Below are 21,780 nucleotides of genomic sequence, written 5' to 3'. Positions count from 1 at the left end.
AATTTGTGCCTATAATATCGGCATTTTTTCAAATAGTGTGATTTTTTATGTCCGGTATTTCGATCCAGCAACGTGGTATTGAGCAATTAGAACGTGCATTAGGCAATGATATTTACCGTTTGTTAATAAACAAAGACACGGTAGAGCTCATGCTTAATCCCGACGGTTCCCTCTGGCTGGAACAGCTTGGTTCCCGTCCCGCAAATACCGGCATTGTGGTTCCCCCTTCCCGCGCCCTTCAGATCCTTCAGGTCACTGCGTCCATGCATGGCCTCGTGGTAAATGCGGACTCCCCCATTCTAGAATGCGAGTTTCCTCTGGACGGCTCCCGCTTTGCAGGTCAGATCCCTCCCGTGGTTCAGGCTCCGGCGTTCACTATCCGAAAAAAAGCGGTGGCCGTGTTTTCGCTTGATGATTATGTCCGTTCCGGGATCATGTCGGAACGGCAGAAGGAAATCATTTGCGGGGCGGTGCGGGAACACAAAAACATCCTCGTCATCGGCGGCACCGGTTCCGGGAAAACCACGCTTATCAATGCGGTTATTCAGGAAATGGTGGATCAGAATCCTCTGGAAAGGATTGTCATCATGGAGGATACCGGCGAGATCCAGTGCTCCGCCAAAAACTTCGTTAAGCTCCATACTTCTCCTGCTGCTTCAATGTCCACCCTTCTCAAAACCACGCTCCGCATGAGGCCGGATCGCATTCTTGTGGGCGAGGTACGCGGAGCGGAGGCTCTCGATCTCTTAATGGCATGGAATACCGGACATGAAGGCGGCGCCGCCACCGTTCATGCCAATAATCCCCGGGCCGCCCTTGATCGCGTTGCCATGATGGTCTCCATGGCCCGGGATTACCCGAAACCTATCGAACCCCTTATTGGCGAAGTCTGCTCCTATATCGTCCACATCGGACGCGTGGGCTCCTCCCGGAAAATTCTTTCGATTCTTAAGGTCTCCGGCTTCCGCAACGGTGATTACCTTGCGGAGGAGCTTGGGAGTTCCTGATTCGCCCCGAGGCTGTTTTTTGTTCTTGTTTGTTGTTGTTTTGTTATGAAGGAGTTTTTTATCATGAACCTTAAGACCCTTATGCTGTTTGTTCTGGCTCTTTGCGTGGCAGGCTTTGCCGATCCCGCCTTTGCCACTGATCTCCCGTGGGAGGATGGCCTTAAAACCGTGAAGGAGAGCCTTACCGGCCCTGTGGCCACAGCTTTGGCCATTATCGGGATGGTGGGCGCCGGAGCGATGCTGATTTTCGGAGGCGAGATCTCGGGTTTCCTGAAATCGGTCTGCTACATGGTGCTTGTGGTGGCATTCCTCATTTCCGGTTCATCTCTTCTGGAAGTCTTTACCGGCAAGAAGGATAACGCCACCGGGGCCGTGATCACATACGTTGTCCCGGATCATCACGTTATCGCCCTTTCCTGATTGGCGGAGTCCTGGCAGCTATGATCACCGTTCATCGGTCATGCAATCGGGTTTCGGATTTCCTCGGCGGGGATCGGGAAATCGTAATGTCAGCGATGGTCATAGCAGCTACGCTGATACTCCTTGTCCCGAATGCGGTTTCTGTGTCATTCGGGCTTTGTCTCTGGTTTTTCGCCCTCTTTGCTACCCGTCTTATGCGGAAGTCCGATCCTCTCATGAAGGAGACCTATCTCCGCTATATCCGGTACGCTCCGTACTATTCCGCCAAAACCAGCGCTTTTGTTTACGAGCCGGAAACGGCAAAGGAAAAAGCTCTGGCGCTGTTACGGAAGTCCCGTAGCAGAAAGGGCGCTTTGAACGTGAGTATGCGGGAAGGATCCGGAAATGATTGAGTTCTATTACGTCATTGTGTTCTTCTTCGCTCTCGCTGGCTTTGCCTTTATTTTTGTTCTGGCGGAGCTTATTGTGAGAACATCCTCCTCGGAGAAGCTCAGCACTCACCGGAGCAAGAAGAGAGGTTTTTCGGATCTCCTCAATTATGCCGCTCTCGTGGAGGACGGCATAGTTCTAGGGAAGGACGGCAGCCTCTCGGCTTCGTTTTACTACACCTGCGGCGATACGGACAGCGCTTCTCAAGAGGAACGGGATGCCTTCGCAAACTACATCAATGCCGCAGTCCTGTCTCTCGGAGACGGCTGGATTCTGCACCTTGATGCCGTCCGGGAGGAGTCTCAGAAGTATGAAGGGCCGGAACGGTCGTTTTTTCCGGATCCGGTAACCCGGGCCATAGACGAGGAACGGAGACGCTTCTTTAACGACAGGGGCCTCATGTTTGAGTCCTATTTTGTCCTCACGATTACCTATCTGCCGCCGAAGCTGGCCACTCAGAAGTTTATCGAGATCATGTACACCGATTCCGATACTGAAAAACGCCATCGGGCTGACGAGATCCTTGCGAAGTTCAAAAATGACTTAAATGCCCTGATAAGCAGGCTCTCTCTCGGGATCCCCACCCTGAAACGGCTTCATGCCTACACGGTTTATGACGATGCCGAAAGACCGGAAACCTATGATGACGAGCTGGCCTTTATCAATTTCTGCATCACGGGTTCCCTTTCTGCCGTCAGGATCCCCGCTAATCCCTTCTTCCTCGATTCCGTGCTGGGGGGACATGATTTTTATTCCGGCGTGATCCCGAAAATCGGGGACAAGTTTATCCAGTGCGTCGCCATTGACGGGTTTCCGCTGCAAAGCTACGCCGGAATTCTGAATTCCCTTGCCTGCCTTTCCTGTTCTTGCCGCTGGGACACCAGATTCATATTTCTGGATCAGCATGTTGCTCTGGCCGAAATTAAGAAACACCGCAGGAAATGGAAGCAGAAGGAAAGGGGCCTTCTGGCTCAGCTCTTCAATCTGCCCTCTTCAACCGTCAATCAGGACGCCGTGGCCATGACGGAGGATGCCGATGCCTTCTCCGCAGAGATAAGCTCGGATCTCGCCGGGGCCGGTTACTACACCTCGGTGATCGTGCTCATGCACCATGACCGGAAAACGTTGCAAAATGAGGCTCTGGAGGTGGCAAAGGCCATCGGGAGACTTGGGTTTTCTGCCCGGATCGAAAGTGTAAACAACATTGAAGCCTATCTCGGAAGCCTCCCTTCCAACGGCACCTGCAATATCAGGCGCCCTCTCATAAACACTTTGAATTTTGCTCATGCCATCCCGTCCTCGTCGCCCTGGGCGGGAGATCCCGCGGCGCCCTGCCCGTTTTATCCCAAGGATTCTCCGGTGCTCATGCACTGCGTTACCTCGGGAGGAACCCCTTTCCGGCTTAACCTGCATTACGGGGATCTGGGACACACCTTCATTCTCGGCCCTACCGGTTCCGGAAAATCCACCCTGCTGGCGACTCTGGCAGCTCAGTTCCGCCGTTATCCCGGGATGACCATATTCAGCTTTGACAAGGGCATGAGCCTTTACTGTCTCTGCGAAGCCGCGGGAGGTCAGCATTATGAAATCGCCGCGGAATCCTCGGATCTCAGGTTCTGTCCCCTTAAGTATCTGGAAACGGCAAATGAAAGAGCCTGGGCCGCGGAGTGGACTGCCGCCATTTTCGAGCTTAACGGGATCGCTCTCACGCCGGAAAAGCGATCTGAGATCGCTAATGCCCTGAATACCATGCACGAGAACGGCGAAACCACCTTCTCGGCCTTTTATACCGCTCTTCAGGACGTGGATCTCCGCGCCGCACTGAATGACTACATCGGGGAATCCGCGGGAGGTCTCATGCTGGACGCGGACAGCGACAGTCTTTCCCTGAGCTCCTTCACGGTGTTCGAGATCGAGGAGCTCATGAATCTTAATGACCGGTTCCGCATCCCGGTGCTCTTGTATCTCTTTAAGAGGATTCAGGACAATCTCAAGGGACAGCCTGCCGTCATTATGCTGGACGAAGCATGGCTCATGCTGTCAAACCCGGTTTTCCGGGAAAAAATCCGGGAATGGCTCAAGGTGCTTCGCAAGGCCAACTGCGCCGTGATTCTGGCGACGCAATCCGTTCAGGATGCGGAGGATTCCGGCATTCTCGGAGTTATCAACGAATCCTGTCCCACCAAGATCTTCCTGCCCAATCCCGCAGCCCGGGACAACGAACAGGTGAAGGAGCTTTATCGCTCCCTCGGTCTCAGCGATACGCAAATCGGCATCATCGCCAACGCCGTTCCGAAGCTCGAGTATTACTTCGCAAGCCCGAAGGGAAAACGGCTCTTCAGCCTTGCTCTGGAAAAGCTCGCCCTTTCCTTTGTTGCCGTTTCTGATAAACCGGCTATCCGGCGGATCCGGGAGCTCAAGGAAAGATACGGCGATGACTGGGTGCGGAAATATCTTGAATACAAAGGCATTGATTTAGGGAGTTACGAAAATGTTCAGTCATGACCGCAGAATTGAAATTGCCGAAACGGAAGCCGACGTCAGCGAAGCCGTGTCGAACCGGAATCCGTATCTTTCGGCCCGGCGGACGTGGAACGACTATATCAGCAGTCAGGTGGCCCTGAGAAAGCTCTGGCAGATCGTGGCCTTTGGCTCTCTCATGAGCACCCTTCTGGCCGTTGCCGGAGTGATTTACTTTGCCAGTCAGAACCACTTCATCCCTTATGTGGTCAGGGTTGACAATCTGGGACGGGTGTCCTTTGACGAGGTTATGAAGCCGGTCAGAAACAACGATCCCCGGATTATCAATCTCATGATCAGCGATTTTGTAACCGCGTCCCGCACCGTGGTTTTTGACGGGCAGATGCAGGCTAAGCTCATTGATTCGGTGTATGCCAAGATGCTGAAAACCGATCCCGCCTACCAGAAAATGACGGATCTCTATATGCCCCGGGATCCTTCGCTGTCCGTGATGGAGCTTACCAAAAAGATCAGCCGCAATGTCACGGTGTACGCCATTCTGCCCATTACCGATCAGACCTACAGCGTGGAATGGAACGAGGTTACCCGCGACACCACGGGCAAACGCATTTCCGACCTGATTTACAAGGGCACGGTGCAGATTAAGTTTCTTGATAACCAGAAGGCCAGTTTCGAGTCAGTCATGAAAAACCCCATCGGCCTTTATGTCATCGATTTCTCATACCAGAAGATTTCAAAATAATAACGGAGAGTTTGTAATGAAGAAAATGCTGCTTCCTTTGCTTATGCTGGCCGTTCCGGCTGCTTCGGCATGGGCGCTGGACGATATGGATTATTATGTCGGGGATGCTCCGGAAATTGAGCTTACCGATAACGAGATCAAGGCTCTGGCCCTGTCTCAGAAGATCGAAACCCGGGCGGGGATCCCTCCTTCCGAGGGCGAGAACGGCTATGTGGTTTACGTTTACGGCGCCCAGAAAACTTCCGTGGTCTGCGCCCTGCTTCGGGTCTGCGACATTGCATTGCAGCCGGGGGAAGTGGTTTCGTCAATATACCTCGGGGACTCCGCTCGCTGGGAAACTGAACCCGCCATTGTGGGAGAAGGTTATTCCGCGGTGGAGCACGTGCTTTTTAAGCCCTTGGACGTTGGGCTTAAAACCAACATGGTCTTAACCACCAACCGCCGGATCTACCATATCAATCTTGTCTCCACCAGATCGGACTATATGCCGCAGGTTTCCTTCGTTTATCCCGAGGAGGCTCTGGCGAAGTTCATGGCCAAGAAGGAGGCAAAAACGGCAGAAAGGGAAAGAAATACGTTGCCCTCCGGAGATTATCTGGCCAATCTCGATTTTGAGTATCAGATCGAAGGGGATCATGTGTCCTGGAGTCCGGCCCGGGTTTACAACGACGGCAGGAAAACCGTGATCGAGATGCCGAAGGAAGTGGCGGTGTCCGAGGCTCCCGCATTTCTGGTTACCCGTTTCTCCAAGGATTCGTCCAACGTGGATCAGCTGGTTAACTATCGCATGAGCGAAGGCCGCTACATCATAGACGCGGTGTTTTATGAGGGCGAGCTTATCGCCGGTGTGGGTTCAGACCAGAAGAAGGTCATGATCCGGAGAACAAAGCCATGAAATTCGTGATACCCGCCATCGCTTTTCTTGCCGTGTCCTCCCTTCTCGTTACAGGCTGCTCCGCTACGGCGAGACAAAACGGCACCTACATTGAGGAACAGGGGTACTCGTACCGGTACATTGCCTTTATCACCGATGATGCGGTGCAGAAGATCTCTACCGTGCTCCCTCCTGCCAAAACTCAGATCCGGCTTTCAAATACGGCGGAACTGGATCCCCGGGACTATTTCGGGCGGAGCCTCATGGAAGGACTTCGCCAGCATGGCTTCTCGGCCACCACGGGGACGCCTGACGAGGATTCTTCCTTTCTGCCGTTAACCTACGCCCTGTCAAATCTGGACAAAAATCCCGGTAAATTCCATGTGGTGATCAACATCGGAAGCATGCAGTTTACGCGGCTTTATTCTGCAAATGCCGGGAAGATCGTTCCCGCATCGGTCTGGTCGGTAAGGAGGTAGTTATGGCTGAACCGGACACTTCGGCGCCGTCCTCTCCCGACAGCGGAAACGGAAATAACGGGAGCGGCGTCAGAAAAATCTCCAAGATCCCGCTCATTATCATCTTAACCGTGCTGACGACCTTCATCGTGGTCACTATCTGGTCGGTAAACCGGAAGAAAAGTCCGCCGCCGGAGCCGGAGGAAGAAGTCATTCAGCAGGTATCGGAGCGGAATCTCAATGCCGATAACTCTCCGGAAAGGATCCGGGAGGCTCTGGATTACGGCATTCAGGCTCCGGAGAGAGAGCCTGATAATGTGCCTCAGATAACGCTGATCCCGTCCGAAACCGGAAACACCATTCCCGTTGCCGGGATGGAAGGAGGCATTCCCGAATCTGTAAGGGCTATCCCTGCGGATGATCCCGTTATGAAGATGGAAGCGGATCCCCGCATCGAGGACTACATGAGACTCCGGACGCAGCGGTTCAGGCAGGCTCTGGACGCTCCCCTGAGAACGAATGACCTCAATATTGCCAAAAACTCTCAGGAATACCGGAAGAATACTGCCATGATGCCCCAGAAGCCGGGGCCGGATGCTTCCTATGAGGAAAAGATGGCCTATTACAATAAAATGCAGGCCCTGATCCGGCAGAAGCAGGGAGCCTCCTCGTATGAGGAAAAGATGAAGATCGCCAAGGAAATTCTTGGCGTGGAAGGCAGTGGAAGCCCTGCTTCCGGATCTGCGGTAACGGCAAAGAATGAAGGCGGCCCTGCCGGTTCTTCATTGTCAGGATGGCAGCTTCAGGAAGCTGTGCAGCCCTCCAAGGGCGCTCTTACCCTGTCCACTGGTTTTGTTATTCCTGCCGTTATGATCGGCGGCGTAAACTCGGATCTGCCGAACTCGATTATCGGACAGGTGTCTCTTAACGTCTTTGATTCTCTCACCGGAAGAAACCTTCTGATCCCGCAGGGAACAAGGCTTTTCGGGACTTACGCCTCGCAGATCAAATTTGGTCAGGAAAGGGTGTTTGTGGTGTGGAACCGTCTGGTCTTCCCCAACGGTCAGACGCTGGATCTTGAAAAAATGCCCGGTTCCGATGTCAGCGGCTATGCCGGATTCTCTGATCAAGTGAACGATCATTACTGGAAGCTCCTGAAGCACGCCTTCCTGCTCTCTCTGGTGTCCGGAGCTGTGTCCTATTCCGAGTACCATTACGATAAGAATGACGAATCCGCAGGCTCCGCCATGGCTGAAAGCGTGGGGCAGCAGATGGGAGCCACCACCACAAATGTCATTCAGAAGCACATGGACATTCAGCCGACTTTGGAAATCAGAAACGGCTACAGATTCAACATTATCGTGAACAAGGACATTACCTTCCCGCGTCCTTACAGGAGATGATTATGAAAAGATCCCTTTTATCTGCCGCCCTTCTGGCTCTGAGCCTTGCGGTCTCGAGTCCCGCATGGGCCGGTTTCCCCGTGGTGGACATTCCCGTAGTTACCCAGCAGCTTATCGACTACTTAACGCAGCTTGAGCAGCTGGATGTTCAGCTTAACCAGTATTACAACGATATCGAGAGACTTAAAAGGATCGAGGTTCCCGGCCTTTCCGTGATCCGGAGGATCAATGCTGACATTGCCGCCTACAAAAAGACCGCCGGAAAATATAACGAGCTCGTGGGGAAATACAATTCTCTTGCCGATGTTCTGAAACAGTTTCAGCTTGTAGAAGCTACCCTGAAAAGCAAGTGCGCCATCGGGCAGAGCTGTTCCGTTGACGATGTGAAGGCGCTTAATACCCGCAAGGTCGCGCTGATCCAGAACCTTAACCGGCTGATGGATGAATCCATTCAGGTGAATACCGAGGAATCGGAGGCCAAAATTCAGAATGATTATGACACGTTAAGCAGCATTACCGGCGGGAACCCGCAGACTCAGGGAGAGGTTCTCGCAAAGCTCCTCGAACTGGAAGCCTTTAATGCGAAAATGAGCATTCAGCTTCGGGAACAGCTTGCCAAGAATCAGGCTCAGAGTCTCATGATTCAGCGGTATCAGCAGCAGTTTGTCCAGGAGCCTGAATTGCGGGAAATCGGAAATCAGGTGCTGGAGTCCCCTGCTGCCTCCTCCGGAACCGGTTCAGGAAACTAAGCGCCATGAAAATGAAAGGAATGTCATTTGTTCTGGCGATGGCTCTTTCAGCCCTGTTCAGTTACGCATGGGCTGATGAGGACTTGGCGAATATGGGGAGCCTCGACAACAATATTCTGGATGTGCTCCAAAATAAAATACTGGGCATTGGAGCCACCATTGTCGAAAAGGCCGAATCGCTGCTTCTGAGTCTTGCCGTTATCAATACCTTCATTGTAGGCGTGAAGCTTCTCTTCCGCGGGGCGAACTTTCAGGAATTCTGTCTTGAAACGGTAAAGGTCATTCTGACGCTGGGATTTTTTCTGTTTGTCCTTCAGCAAGGCCCCGGCACATTTATCTCCGCCAGTCAGGAATTTATCGGCATTGTGAAAACCTGTACCCCCGCTCCTTATCCGCCGTACACACCGGTTTGCAGCACCAGCGTGGGAGACATGATCACGGAACTCTTCAAGGATGCCGGAGTTTTTACCGGCGTGGCATTTATGAGCTTAAAGAATGTGGGAGTGCTGAGTCCGGTTACGCCCGCCCTCATAGCAATATCGGCCATTGCCGTGATGATGATTATCATTGCCATTGCGATCAACATGATGATCACCATCATCAAGAGCTGGTTTGTGCTAACTGCGGGAATGTTCGCCGTGGGCTTTGGCGGCCTTTCATTCACGAATCACTATGCCATGAATTACCTCAAAGGGTTTATCTCGCTGGGCTTTCAGTTCATGGCCATTGCGTTTATCGGAGAGGTGGTCATCAGCATTTGCCGCGATATCTGTCAGGGACTTGGTTATGACTACACCAAAGGCTTCCTGGATAATGTCACAGAGATAAAATCCATTGAACTCACGCAGATCCTGAACATTCTGGGGCTGGTATTCATCCTGTTCATGATTTCGTTCTCAGTTCCCAAGGCGGTTGCCGAGCTTATTCAGGGAGGCAATATCAGTTCTTCGGGCATTACCGCTGCCGCCATTGCCATGACCGTCGGAAAGACCATTGCCGCTGTGGCTTCGGGCGGCAGCTCGGCAGCGGCAACGGCTGCTCTGGAAACGAACAAAACCGATATATTCCTCGGTGCCGCAGGAGGAAGCGGAGGCGGCTGTTCCTCCGGTTCTGGCTCTGTCTCCCCTTCTTCTGCCGGTTCATCATCATCCGGGAGCGGGAGCAATCCCATAAGGGATGCCACCAAGGTTCGTTAAACGGTATTGACTGCCAGTCTTTGCACTGGCTGTAATTTGGTTATCTGAACTATCTGGAAATGCTCATCTGTCATGGCTTCCGGTACTGGAACAGAGGCTGACATCAGCCTTTGCGGAGGGGATATCCATATTCCGCTCTGCCTGAAACTCTCCCGGAGTTTTTCAGGTAAGAGGTCAGGCAAGGAGTTGGATTTATTGAGGGCTGAACGTTTCTGTTTGCTGAGAAAGGAGGAATTAACTTTGGTTTCGGTCATGCAGTATCTCCCGGAAATTATCCCTGGCTCTCCAAAAAATGTGCCGTCGCCCGCAAGCGGGCGGAAGAGGAAGCGCGGCTAGTCCGCGCGAGATTCCGCGGCTTGCGCCGCGGCGGCTGATTCCCAGATTAGAAGATTACAGATTCCAGATTAGCCGTAAAGCGGGCCGCACAGCGCAGTCATCATCGCTGACGTAGCGACCACTCGGGTACAGCACGCCGTCCGTAGCCACGAACGATGCGTAGTTCCGATTATTGCCCGGCGACCGCAGCCACCAAATACAACAGCCGTTATTATCATAAGCCCTATGTGCTTTGGCCAGGGCCGTAGGCTGGCACCTTCTTTCACTGTCATTCTTAAAATAACGTTCCGCCTCCGCGAGGCTGAGACAAAAAACCCGGTCCTGGGTATCATTTCCGCCACGGGTACGATGTTCCCAGTTATCGTCATTCACCACCTCTGAGAGCTTGATCCTTTGCTGTTCCTCCTCCGCGAAGGCCGTCTTAAGAAACTCACTGTTAAGCCACTTTCGAAGATCGCATTGCTCCCAAGTCATGGATACATACTCGTGATGATACTGTTTGCAATCAAGGCCGTAACGGCTCACCAGCAGTGCTTCCTGGTCATTCACCTCCAAAACCAGCCATTCAATGGGCTCTTTGTCATCGTCATTGTTTTTCGGATAGCTCCCGAACTTTATATAAGCCCCCTTCTTGACACTCTCAGGTGTAAAAAGCATTGGCGAATATTTGGTACCATTAACCATAATGGCAGCCCCCTTTTCCCAAGTATTAGCGGCCTCCAGTTCTTTTATCGCCGGGGCTAACGCTTCAGCGTTCTTAAGAGCCTCCAATCCTGCTTTATGCTCCCGGACAAAATCAGATCCCCGGAGAGGCTTTTTACTGCTTTCTTCTGCTAATTCTCTGGCAAATCCTGTCAAACCTGCGGCATCTTTGAACACATATTCGTCAAGCTCGATAACGATGTTTCCGGCGGCGATAACCGGGGCAACCACGGGCGCAAGGGCGCTGACGTTACTAAGGGCGGCAAGGGCCTTCTCATGCTCCCGGACAAACCTCCGGAGATAGGAAGGGTTGTCCTTTCCAGTGCTTAAGATCTGATCCATAAAGCCCCGGAACTCCTCCGCGGATCTGAAGACGAACTCATCAAAAGCCACCATTTGGTTTCTTGCGGTATAAAGAGCGTTCAGGATCGACTTACACCGGCTGTCCCGGCGGAGCTCGGAAAGCTCCTTGCTGTGATTCTTTATAAAACGGCAAAGATAGCCGGGATCCTCACGCCCTGTTGCAATAACCTCATTAAGATATGCTTCAAATACCGGGACAGTGGTAAAGATTCGGCTTCCCAGAACTATGAGGCTTGCGGCAGCGTCTGTAAGGGGTTTAAGAACAGATCCGGATTCAGGAGTTTTGCAAAGTTCATCGATAGCGCACCGATGCCGCTTCACAAACTCCAGAAGATAGCCGGGATCGTTTTGTCCGCGGTTCAGGGTATCTGTTACAAATGATTTAAAGGCCGGGAGATCCGGGAACATCTCTTCATCAAAGACAATCACGGCATCATTTGCATCATAAAGGGCAGCGATGTTTGTCTTTATGCCCGGAAATGTCCTGGCCGCGCTGTCAAGAGAATCCCGGTGAGCCTTCACAAAGCTTAAGAGGTAAGCGGGATCCTTTCTCCCCCTCTCCAAAACTCCGGTGATAAAGTCCTGAAAAGCCGGTTCTCCGGTAAAGAGGTATTCCCCGATCTGGATAAAGCCCGCTACAGTCTTTTGCAGGATACCGAGAGAGTCCGTGCCCCAGACCTTTTCCGAAACCTGCTTCAAGGGAGTTTTATAACGATTCAGAAGGCTTCGGATCTCGTAGGGCTTTTCTTCGTTAACCAGCTTTTGGATATAGCTCTGGAACTCCTGCCCGTTTTTGAAGTGATATTCGTTATCGCCGAAAACTGCCCATTTGGCGTCATTAAGAGCCTGAGAAAAGGCCTCCCGGGATTTTTGATCCGGAAGGTTCTTTTCCAGAAAATCCAAATCCTTCTTGGCAGTCTCCATAAGCTTCATGTAGGCGCTGCGGTCTTTACTGACCAGATCTGCCATCTCGTTCCTGAAGGCTTCAGGGCTCTCATAGATTTTGCTCCCGACGGGAAGTCTCCGGTCATCGCACAGGGAGTATCCCAGAATGAGGGCAAGCTCCGTATCGGATTCGGCATGCTCATTGCTTTTCCAGAGAGAGGCGGTTTTGGAAAAGAGATCCTTTACGGCTGTGTTTTTAAGGATGGTAACGGCATAGTCCTCCGGGATTCCGGAAAGCACAAACTTCTTTACCGTGCTGGTTAAGGGATAGCTTTTGCCCCGGAGACCATGGTTTTTGAGAGCTTCCTTTGTTGCCACATCAATAAAGGCCCGGCCCAGATCCTGAACGGAATTAAGAATTTGGCCGTTAAAGCCGATCTCCCTGACATCCTGATTAAGGCTGTATATGAGGGCGTAAAGAATTCTGGTATTAGCCCAGAGACTTCCCGGATTCTTTCCGGCCAGCTTCTTTTCGGCATATTCGCAGAGAGTGCCCTTTTTCTCGCTGAAGGCATAGTAGTGATGGGAAAGAAACCCCCGCCCGAGATCTTTTAGCCCTGCCTCCGGCTGCTCCAGCATGGCTCTTAAAAGATCCGTCTCCGCAGTGTAGGTTTTTCCGTTAAAGCGGTAAGCGTGAAACAGATCTCCTGATGCTGTCGTCCCAGATGAAGAACCAGCAAAGGCCGAGATTTCCCCCGGCACCGGCACATCTTCGCCGTTAAGCCATCTTCTGACCTCGTCATAGCCCCAGCGCCTATTGGGATTATCCTTCTCATCACGGTGGGAAATATCCTTGTAGGTAAGTCCCAGAACCAGCTTTCTGAGATCTTCCGGGAAGTTTTTCGGGAACTCGATTTTGCTCACAGAAGCAAGCCTGGCCGCCTCCTCCGGGGTAAGCTCGGGATTCTGGAAGGGCGTGAAGCCGGTGAAAAGCTCGAAAATGGTAATGCCGAGAGCGTAGTAGTCGGTTTCCTTGTGGAATATGCCCTGCATGGCTTCTGGGGCGGCGTAGAAGGGAGTCATGCCGGTCTGGGTTACCACAAAGGTGTTCTTCCCGGCATCGGAGCTGATGCCGAAGTCAATAAGAACAATATGTTCTCCGGAGTCATCAGGTATCAGATTGGCGGGCTTGAGATCCTTATGGAGAATTCCTGCGTCATGCACGACTTTCAGCCCATCGATAATTGACGGGATTATGAGCGTTATCAGTTCTTCTTCGGAAAATCTGGTACCTTCTGCCAGAAGTTCAGAGAGAGCAGACATTTCGTAGTACGGACGAATCACATACTGATGTCCCATGTATTCGCCAAAGCCTTCCACCGGAGCCACAAAGGGACTGTTCACGCCCTTCAGCTTTTCAAGCACATCAGGCTTTACGGCATTTTCCCGGCGGTAGTATTTGAGAAGGAATTTCTTCCCGGAGAGACTCCCTGTTCCGGTGCAGAGGTAGATATCCGCCTCTCCGGAAACAATGTCCAGTCTTGAATCAGCATAAAACTCGCCAAGAGTATGCCCCGTAATGTCGGGGAGCTTCTGAATGCTGTTTACCTGAGTCTTTTTGAACTTGCTGGACAGTGATGAGTTGATTTTGGTTTCGGACATACCGGGCCTCACGGGAATACTGATTAGACAGCATCAGTAAACAAAATCCTTTGCCCCATGTCAAAACTCTTGAACGGAAAGAATGAATTAGGTAGTAAAATAAGGCTGTAACAGGGAATTAGCAGGAACACTGTCAAGGAGTATTTTTTTTGACACCCGTTGATACCTTGTTACGTGGTGCCCCCTCTGAACGGAGGCAAGAAGAACCACCTAGCCACCGCAAATGGGGGTACCTTGTTGTGGTATTGCAATTGCAGACTGCGGATGTCTTTTATATCTCTTGCCGCAAAGAGAACTGCCTATTCGAAGTGTCAGGAAAAAAGAAAGCCGACCATAAGGATCGGCTATAAAGTTGAGCAAAATAGTTGTGTCCCCTTACAGGGTTAGAATTTGCTTTCTTAATATGAAATCAGTGGTTATTGTAGAATTCGATAAGTTTCTTCTTAGCAGGAACGCTGTCGCTTATCGTATTGACAGATCTTTTCATGAAGACTTCCTTTGTATCCTCAAAATAAAATCTCACTGTTTTTCCGCAGTATTTGGAGGCTTTCAAAGCTCCATTTTGCGGATAGTCGGCACATTCCGGAGAAGTTGAACACACGGCCAACAGATCAAGGTAATCTGAAAGATCCTGATGCTCTTGTGCCAGATTTTTGACAACAGTGTAGAACGCTTTCTTCATTCGTACATCCTCATATTTCCATTTAGATTGTGCGTCACAATCGAAAATCATGTCTAATGCCTCATCCTCAGAGATTGCTGCAAATGCAGGATGGAGGAAAATAAGAGAAATAACTAATAACAAAGCCTTAAGCATAACAAAACACCTCATAAGAAATGGTGGCGATTCTACTCATATTTGGTGTTGGAATCAATTCCTTTTGGACTCAGAAATTATCAAAAGCGCCTGATGTAAAGCATCTGAAACCTCTATGCAAGAAATTCATGAAGTAGAAAATACTTCCCATAAGACCATACTTTTCGCGTTTTATGCTTGGACAGCAATGGTATAACAATAATAACTGGTGTGATAGAATAAGCCATCGCAAAACATGATTGTTAAGGAGATGGCTATAATGCAAAAATCGGTATTTGTGTTGCAACTATTGTCTCTAAGTCTTTTCTGTTCGCCGTTAACGGCAGAAGAACTGATACTGCCGGACACGGTTGACATCAAAGAGTTTGAGAATGCTTACAGTAATATAGCGAAAACAGATCCATCACCACTGCTTGAATCAGAGATTCTTGTAAATGATGATATCGTGTCAGAGGCACTCAATGCTGATTCGGAGGTTGATATTGATTACTATAGACTGAATGATGAGCAGCAAAACGCCCTTTCTAATACGGATCAGAGTTACGACAACGGCTGTGCCATTTGGTTATGTCTTCCTGCTGGATTTCCTGGAGACCAGTGCCGATCTCCCCATAACGAAATGCTGCGAAGAATTAAGAAAGGCAAGTTCCCCCTGCCATCTTTCTCCTCTTGTATGACAAATTACACTATCAACGGATTATCCCTTAACGGATTAAGTAATTCCACTTTTTCAGCTAAGTTCAATGAGGCTGCATACATCCCCTCTCAGAAAATCTGCACCAGCTATTCCGAAGAGACGGTATACACACCATATGGGCCATCTCAGAAGAAAACCTGCCTTAGCTACGGAAATTCTGAAGCTTCATATGTTAAGGACAGGCATTGCGTTTCTAATTGCGGTAATCAGGGATGCCATCCTGAACCCAAAGGTTGTACGGATACCTTTCATTACATTGATGTTCTGATAGACGGCAAGGAATATGGGCAGACCTACTATTTCAAGTTGTAAGCTTATACAAGGTTCCGCCTTCCCCGCCCTATTTTGAGAACAGACAAACGCTGCAAGGACAGAGATTCTTGTAGCGTTCGTTTTTTTGGAATTACTGTGAACGGAGAGTAACAAAAGGGTATACTTTATGATAGAATTATCAATTCTGAGTACTTGTACTAACAAAAGTCCCCTTTTCACAGTATTGTTGTAAAAACATAACATTGTACATCTGATGTTACTATGGCTAATTTTCAAAAACAACAACAACGTTTGTCTATTCTCTTCTATTAATATAGATGAGTCTGGTGCAAAAAGTCAAAAAAGGACATTTTGCGAGAAAACGGATGGCTAAAATAAAGGCTTCGTTTATTCGGTTTTTGTTCAAGAACGACTTTTTGCACTCCACTCATAGATAGAAGAGCAAACCTCAATGAACATCAAATAAATTTAGTTATCAGGCAATTTTTTGATTACAAGGTTTTTCTGGAACGTTATTATTATTTTTAACATGGTTTCAAAACTTAAAAGTTTTGAACCTCTCCCAGCAACCACGTAAAATCAATGCCTGAAAGGGTATCAAAACCTAGGGTCAAAAGTCATTGGTAAAATTAGGCAAAAATGGTGAAAAAGAACTACGGATATGCAAGAGTCAGTACTCAGTGTCAGGCGAGAGACGGAAACTCCCTCGATGCTCAAAAAATAGCCTTAAGGGAAGCAGGGGCTACGGAAATTTACGCCGATGCTTTTACCGGAACAAAAACAGACAGACCGGAGCTAAATAAGCTGCTTGATAAAATTGCTCCCGGGGATACCTTGATTTTTACCAAGCTGGATCGTGTAGCCAGAAATCTGACACAGGGAATCGAACTTATTGAAAATCTGGCTGCAAGACAAATTAAAGTTCATGTCCTTAATATCGGTATCATTGATGAGTCCCCGGCCGGGAAATTAATCCGTAACGTGATGCTGGCTTTTTCGGAATTTGAAAGAGACATGATTGTTCAGAGAACGAAGGAAGGAAAGGCGATTGCCAGGACTGATCCTAATTTTAAGGAAGGGCGCCCGAAAAAATTTACGGAGGCTCAAATAAATCATGCCCGTGAACTGCTTAAAACAAATACCTATGCTGATGTAGTAGCAATGACAGGTATCAGCAGATCTACCTTGAAGCGTATCAATAAGTAAAAAAAAGAGGATATTATAAAATTCTGTAAATACTAAGGCTAAGGAAAAAGTATTTCATTAGCTTTTCCAAAGAATCCTAAAACCACCGATTGCAGATATTCAGATTGTTATGAAGAATTTTAAAACAACTATCAAAATCTGGAACGATTATGATCTATAGAGAAAAGGTTACGTCATGATATTACCAAATGAAAAATTCAAATTTTCTATGATAGACAACCTGATGTTTCCTTTATCTTCGGAGATGATATCTCTATATGATGAGGAAAAAGATTGGTTATCTGTTAGAAAAATTGCCATTGAGAAAAATTTAGCTCAAAAAAATGCTGTATCTTCGAGAGAACGATATGTAAATGAAGTGCTCAGTAGAGTTAGATATTTATCTGAGACAGAAATATATTATTTTTTAAACCAGGCAAATGATAACGAGCAACATCTATTACTATGGATCGCATTGTGTAGAGCTAATAGATTGGCAAGAGAATTTGCAGTAAAGCTTCTTAGAGAGAGTTTTTTAAATCTTAAAACAGAAGTTAGTTTTGATGATTTTAATGCTTTTTATTTTGATTTAAGTTCATCCAATAGTGAATTGGATAATGTTTCTACACAGATGAAAAATAAAATAAGAGGGAGAATAATTAATTCAGCAAAAGAAGCAGGTCTATTAACAAAGGATAACTATATTCAACCTGTATTCTTATCAAATGATTTCTGTAAATGCGTTGCGAATAATTCACCCAACGATCTATCTTTTTTACCAATTTACGATGCAGACATTAAGAGATTATTACAATCATGATTTTGAACGGAAAATTCCTTCCTTATGACGAGATATTTAATCATCTTGTCAAAGTTGTTTCCTCAGAAAGATTTTTAAATAAACAAGGATTAGGTAAAGAAGTCCCTTTTTTTATCTTTCCTTTTTCTCCTGAGGATGCTTTAAAAATTGAGGATGACGTTATAAACGTAATCAAAAAACTAAAAGTTGAGAAGGGAATAGAAATACTTCATTTAAATCTCTACAAGATATGTATTGAGATGTTAAAGGAAAGAGAAGTTTTTGACTCAATTATTGAAGATGAATCATCTTATGAGAAAGATGATCTTCTAGACATGTTTCAAAGTCTGTTAGATCCTCAATCCAACCTTATTCCAAAGATAAGAGAGATTATTGCAGATAAACAGTTCGATGTTGCTTTTATAACAGGTGTTGGGGAAATTTACCCTTATATTCGCTCTCATACAGTATTAAATAATCTTCAAAGCACTATTGAAGAACAGCCAACGGTAATGTTCTTTCCTGGAAGCTACAGTCACTCAGAAACCAAAGGCGATTCCCTAGACTTATTTAATATTATGCCAGGTGATAAATATTACCGAGCTGAAAATTTACTTGATTACCAGATTTAAAAATAGATGAGGATGATATGACCACAGTAATTCATGATTTATTTAAAAAAGACATCAATCGCTCAATAAACGGTGTTATCAAAGCGGATGATAATGATGAGTTAAATCTCAAAAATGAAATAGAAGAATATGTGGTTACTAACGATATTGCCAAGAATCTAAGTGAATTTATAGATGCATATAATGACTATGATGGGGCCAGAGGTAATGGTGTATGGATTTCTGGCTTCTTTGGTTCTGGCAAATCTCATCTATTAAAAATGCTTGCTGTTATCCTTCAGGATCGGAAGATTTGTGGCCACAGCTCCATGGATTTATTTCTAGACCGATTAACCAACGTTAACGACAGTCTTTTAAAAGCAAGTCTAAAGAAGTCGGTTACACAATATCAGACTGAGAATATTCTTTTTAACATTGATCAGAAAGCATCAGCAATTAATAAAACCGATACCAGCGCATTATTGGGGGTGTTTTTACGTGTTTTTAATGAACACTGTGGATATTATGGAAAAGAGCCATACATCGCTAAATTGGAAAGAATTTTGGATCAGGATGGTGAATTTGATGCTTTTAAACAGGCATATCAGGAGATAACGGGTAAGAACTGGGAGAAGGACAGAGAAAAGCTGTTCATGGTTGACGTTTTTGTGGCCAAGGCTTTAGCTAAAATCAAAGGAGGAACTCCTGACGACTATAAAGGAACGTTAAAAGGCTATAAAGACTCATTCTCAATGTCTCCTGGTGATTTTTGTTCTTTAGTAAGTGATTATGTAAAGAAAAAAGGAAAAAACTTCAGATTAAATTTCTTTGTTGATGAAATTGGTCAGTATATTGCGGACAATGTCCAGCTGATGCTAAATCTGCAAACTATATCCGAAACCTTAACCACTAAGTGTGGAAGTCAGGCATGGATTATTGTAACAGCCCAGGAAGATATGGAAACAGTAATGGGCTCCGAAAGCAAACAGCAGAGTAATGACTTCTCCAAAATTCAGGACAGATTTAAGCTCAGAATAAAATTATCATCACAGGATGTAGCAGAGGTCATTCAAAAACGTCTTTTAGATAAGAAGACCGAATGTAAACCAGAATTACAGAATATATATGACAGAGAAAAGAATAACTTCAAAACTCTGTTTAACTTTGTAGATCAGTCAAGAACTTACAGAAACTACAAAGATGATGAAAACTTTATAGACTGTTATCCATTTGTTCCTTATCAGTTTGATTTATTCCAAGACTGTATTCGTGCCTTATCTGATAAAAATGCATTTGAAGGAAAACACAGTTCTGTAGGTGAGAGATCAATGCTTGGAGTCTTCCAAGAGGTTGTAAAAACTCTTGAAAATCAGACTACAGGAACTATAGCAAGCTTTGATTTAATGTTTGAAGGCATTAGAAATCAAATTAAATCTCGTAATCAAGGTGCAATCTTACGAGCTGAAACCAGTCTTCCAGATGTATTTGCGGTTAAAGTTTTAAAGGCTTTATTACTGGTTAAATATGTAGATGGATTTAAAGCAACAATTCAAAACATTACTATTCTCATGCAGTCTGCTTTTGATGAGGATAGAAATAGCCTTCGTCAGAAAGTTGATGAAGCTTTAGACCGTTTAGTAAGAGAAACCTATATTGAAAAACACGGTACAGAATACAGCTTCTTAACAGATGATGAAAAGGATATTGAAGAGAGTATCAATAATACATCTGTAGATAACTCTGAATTAAACGACAAAATCAATGAGTTGTTCTTCAAAAAGATATTGAAAGGAACAAAGATAAGAGATCCAGAAACAGGTGGAGATCATTCATATACCACTATTATCGACTGTACCCCATATGGAAAGCCAGCTGAACTTGGCATTAATCTGATATCTCCGCTGTCCGTTAGAAAATCTCCTAGCGAGTGGATGTCAGAGAGAGCTAATGAGAAAGAATTAGTTGTTGTGCTTCCTGATGATGACAAGCTGTATCCAGAGTTACAAAAATTCTGCAGAACACAGAAATTTGTTCGCCAAAACAGTTCTGCTGGAGGAAATTCTCCAATGATACAAGCGATAATCCTGGAGAAAGGTGCCCAAAATAATAATCGTGAACAGGATTTATTGGACATGCTTTCTGAACTCTTAGAAAGAGCAAAACTTTTTGCTCTTGGAGATGACGTTACAGGAGCAACAGGTTCAGATGCCAAAGGCAGAATTGAAAAAGGCTTTTTAAAGTTGGTAAGCAAAGCTTATTACAAACGCAATATCGTTCCTAATTTAACTATATTTGATGAAGGACAGATTTCTTCAATTATAAGCACATCTACTATTACCACTATTTCAGCAGCAGAAACAGAAATTAAATCTTTCCTTGAAGGCTGTCAAAGAAACGGCATGAGTGTTTCTGTTAACGGAATAAGAAACAATTTTGAGAAAATTCCTTATGGTTGGGTATATCCTGCAGTGCCATGTCTGCTTGCCCACCTATATGCCAGAAAAATCATAAGTTTCTCCAATGGTACTAATCAGGAGTTGCAAGGCAAAGAGCTTGTAGATTCGCTCAGAAACACCCGTGCCCAACAGGGATTGTTAGTAAAACTGCAAACTCAAATTCCTGAGAGCTGTATTATCGAATTAAAAAAGTTTCTGAAGGAATATTTTGGTGTTCCTTGTGAAAGAAATGACGGCAAGGATGTTGCTAAAGTCGCAGTAGAAAAGTTCAAAGACAGAGCAGCAAAACTACAAGAAATTCAAAATGAATTAACCAATAGAGGTTGGCCAAAGTGTGAAGCTGTAGAGAATGCTATCAAGACTATAGCACATATGGCTAACTGCCAGCAGGTAGAGAGTATTTATGACAAACTAGATGATAAGATTTCAGGGACAAAAATCAAAAAAATTCTTCTTGATGACTGGGTTAAATATTTAGAACCACTGAGTGAGTTTATGAATAATTCAAATCGAAAAAAGAATTATTCTGAATCATTCAATTTAATTATTCGTCAACCAATCAATTTCCACGAAATTTCAACTTCTAGACCTGACCTTACCGGATTTACTGAGGTTGCATCTAAATTTGATGAGATAAAAGAACTTTGTTTAAAGGAGAAATTCTTTAATACTGCAATCTCAAGAAGAATTGATGATGTAAAAGAGAAATACGATGAAGTATTTAAGTCAGCAATATCTTCATTTAAAGACTCTGTATCAAATAAGCTTAACAAAATTGTTGATGATGCTTTTAGTCAGGATAGATATCAAAAACTATCAGTAGATAGTCAACAAAAGATAAGCTCTTTTGTTGAGAAAGAGAAAGAACGTCTAAACAACACATATGACTTTGGGCTTATTCAAAATTTCGAAATCAATCTTGATAAAAATTTTAGCTCTTCTTTGTATGGGGAAATAATCAGACTTTATGATTCTGAGAATACTGTAGTAACACCTGTCGAATCTGGTAATGGTGATAATAAACAAGAAGGACAACAAACAATAACTTCTATACCGCCAAAAGTTATCCCTACTGTAAAGAATATTAAAGATCTGGTTGTAAATACTGATAAGAGTCTTGTGGAAACAGAAGACGATATTGATAGATATCTTGCACAGTTAAAGAGCTCTATGCTTGAGGCAATCAAATCTGGCCAACATATATTGGTAAAGTAATAGTTAGTAGCTTGTTAATA

The 21,780-nt window shown here is 46.2% G+C and carries 17 protein-coding genes; 15 read left to right on the top strand and 2 right to left on the bottom strand.

Annotated elements, in window-relative coordinates:
* Nucleotides 1–47 precede the first annotated feature (47 nt).
* The 10 genes from trbB (at nucleotide 48) to F557_RS0113530 (ending at nucleotide 9,759) form a co-directional block, all read left to right on the top strand.
* On the top strand, nucleotides 48–1,007 hold the full coding sequence (trbB, locus tag F557_RS0113575) for a P-type conjugative transfer ATPase TrbB (protein WP_026297927.1): 960 nt from the start codon (nucleotides 48–50) through the stop codon (nucleotides 1,005–1,007).
* Nucleotides 1,008–1,070: 63 nt separating this feature from the next.
* Nucleotides 1,071–1,427 (top strand): TrbC/VirB2 family protein, encoded by a 357-nt coding sequence (locus F557_RS20055; RefSeq protein WP_157617896.1) that lies wholly within the window; start codon nucleotides 1,071–1,073, stop codon nucleotides 1,425–1,427.
* 20 nt (nucleotides 1,428–1,447) lie between these two features.
* Nucleotides 1,448–1,819 carry a conjugal transfer protein TrbD gene (gene trbD / locus F557_RS20050; RefSeq protein WP_019002765.1) on the top strand — a complete coding sequence of 124 codons (372 nt, stop codon included), beginning with the start codon at nucleotides 1,448–1,450 and terminating at the stop codon, nucleotides 1,817–1,819.
* Complete coding sequence (locus F557_RS0113560) at nucleotides 1,812–4,361, top strand: VirB4 family type IV secretion/conjugal transfer ATPase (RefSeq protein ID WP_019002764.1); 2,550 nt, start codon at nucleotides 1,812–1,814, stop codon at nucleotides 4,359–4,361. Before trbD ends, F557_RS0113560 begins: the two co-directional genes overlap by 8 nt.
* Nucleotides 4,348–5,079, top strand: a complete 732-nt coding sequence (locus tag F557_RS0113555; protein WP_019002763.1) for a VirB8/TrbF family protein — start codon at nucleotides 4,348–4,350, stop codon at nucleotides 5,077–5,079. The genes F557_RS0113560 and F557_RS0113555 overlap by 14 nt, the downstream gene beginning before the upstream one ends.
* Before the next feature lie 16 nt (nucleotides 5,080–5,095).
* Complete coding sequence (trbG, locus tag F557_RS0113550; RefSeq protein ID WP_019002762.1) at nucleotides 5,096–5,974, top strand: P-type conjugative transfer protein TrbG; 879 nt, start codon at nucleotides 5,096–5,098, stop codon at nucleotides 5,972–5,974.
* A complete protein-coding gene (locus tag F557_RS0113545) occupies nucleotides 5,971–6,432 on the top strand; it encodes a hypothetical protein (protein WP_019002761.1) in 462 nt (153 codons plus the stop codon). The genes trbG and F557_RS0113545 overlap by 4 nt, the downstream gene beginning before the upstream one ends.
* 2 nt (nucleotides 6,433–6,434) lie before the next feature.
* A complete protein-coding gene (locus F557_RS21425; protein WP_019002760.1) occupies nucleotides 6,435–7,814 on the top strand; it encodes a TrbI/VirB10 family protein in 1,380 nt (459 codons plus the stop codon).
* Nucleotides 7,815–7,816: 2 nt separating this feature from the next.
* Nucleotides 7,817–8,563: a TrbJ/VirB5 family protein gene (locus tag F557_RS0113535; protein WP_044143544.1), complete on the top strand. Its 747-nt coding sequence runs from the start codon at nucleotides 7,817–7,819 to the stop codon at nucleotides 8,561–8,563.
* Nucleotides 8,564–8,568: 5 nt separating this feature from the next.
* On the top strand, nucleotides 8,569–9,759 hold the full coding sequence (locus F557_RS0113530) for a type IV secretion system protein (protein WP_019002758.1): 1,191 nt from the start codon (nucleotides 8,569–8,571) through the stop codon (nucleotides 9,757–9,759).
* Between the two features lie 390 nt (nucleotides 9,760–10,149).
* Here F557_RS0113530 and F557_RS21420 read toward each other — a convergent pair whose 3' ends face one another.
* Nucleotides 10,150–13,707: a protein kinase domain-containing protein gene (locus F557_RS21420; protein ID WP_157617895.1), complete on the bottom strand. Its 3,558-nt coding sequence runs from the start codon at nucleotides 13,705–13,707 to the stop codon at nucleotides 10,150–10,152.
* Nucleotides 13,708–14,116: 409 nt separating this feature from the next.
* Nucleotides 14,117–14,524: a hypothetical protein gene (locus F557_RS0113515; protein ID WP_019002755.1), complete on the bottom strand. Its 408-nt coding sequence runs from the start codon at nucleotides 14,522–14,524 to the stop codon at nucleotides 14,117–14,119.
* Nucleotides 14,525–14,783: 259 nt separating this feature from the next.
* On the opposite strand from F557_RS0113515, the gene F557_RS0113510 reads away from it, so the two are divergent.
* From F557_RS0113510 to brxC, 5 genes are all read left to right on the top strand, one after another.
* The gene (locus F557_RS0113510; protein ID WP_019002754.1) at nucleotides 14,784–15,533 is read left to right on the top strand and encodes a hypothetical protein; all 750 of its coding nucleotides are present in this window, start codon (nucleotides 14,784–14,786) and stop codon (nucleotides 15,531–15,533) included.
* A 600-nt stretch (nucleotides 15,534–16,133) separates the two neighbouring features.
* Nucleotides 16,134–16,700 carry a recombinase family protein gene (locus F557_RS0113505; RefSeq protein ID WP_019002753.1) on the top strand — a complete coding sequence of 189 codons (567 nt, stop codon included), beginning with the start codon at nucleotides 16,134–16,136 and terminating at the stop codon, nucleotides 16,698–16,700.
* A 175-nt stretch (nucleotides 16,701–16,875) separates the two neighbouring features.
* Complete coding sequence (locus tag F557_RS0113500) at nucleotides 16,876–17,499, top strand: BrxA family protein (protein WP_019002752.1); 624 nt, start codon at nucleotides 16,876–16,878, stop codon at nucleotides 17,497–17,499.
* Entirely contained in the window at nucleotides 17,496–18,110 is a 615-nt protein-coding gene (locus F557_RS0113495; protein WP_019002751.1) for a DUF1788 domain-containing protein, read from the top strand. Before F557_RS0113500 ends, F557_RS0113495 begins: the two co-directional genes overlap by 4 nt.
* Nucleotides 18,111–18,127: 17 nt before the next feature.
* Nucleotides 18,128–21,760, top strand: coding sequence for a BREX system P-loop protein BrxC (gene brxC / locus F557_RS20035; protein ID WP_019002750.1), 3,633 nt, complete (start codon nucleotides 18,128–18,130; stop codon nucleotides 21,758–21,760).
* Nucleotides 21,761–21,780 lie beyond the last annotated feature (20 nt).

It is taken from the genome of Succinimonas amylolytica DSM 2873 (assembly GCF_000378405.1).
GTDB lineage: Bacteria > Pseudomonadota > Gammaproteobacteria > Enterobacterales > Succinivibrionaceae > Succinimonas > Succinimonas amylolytica.
Note: the sequence above shows the minus strand (reverse complement) of the source record. Positions and strands in the feature narration are given on the sequence as shown.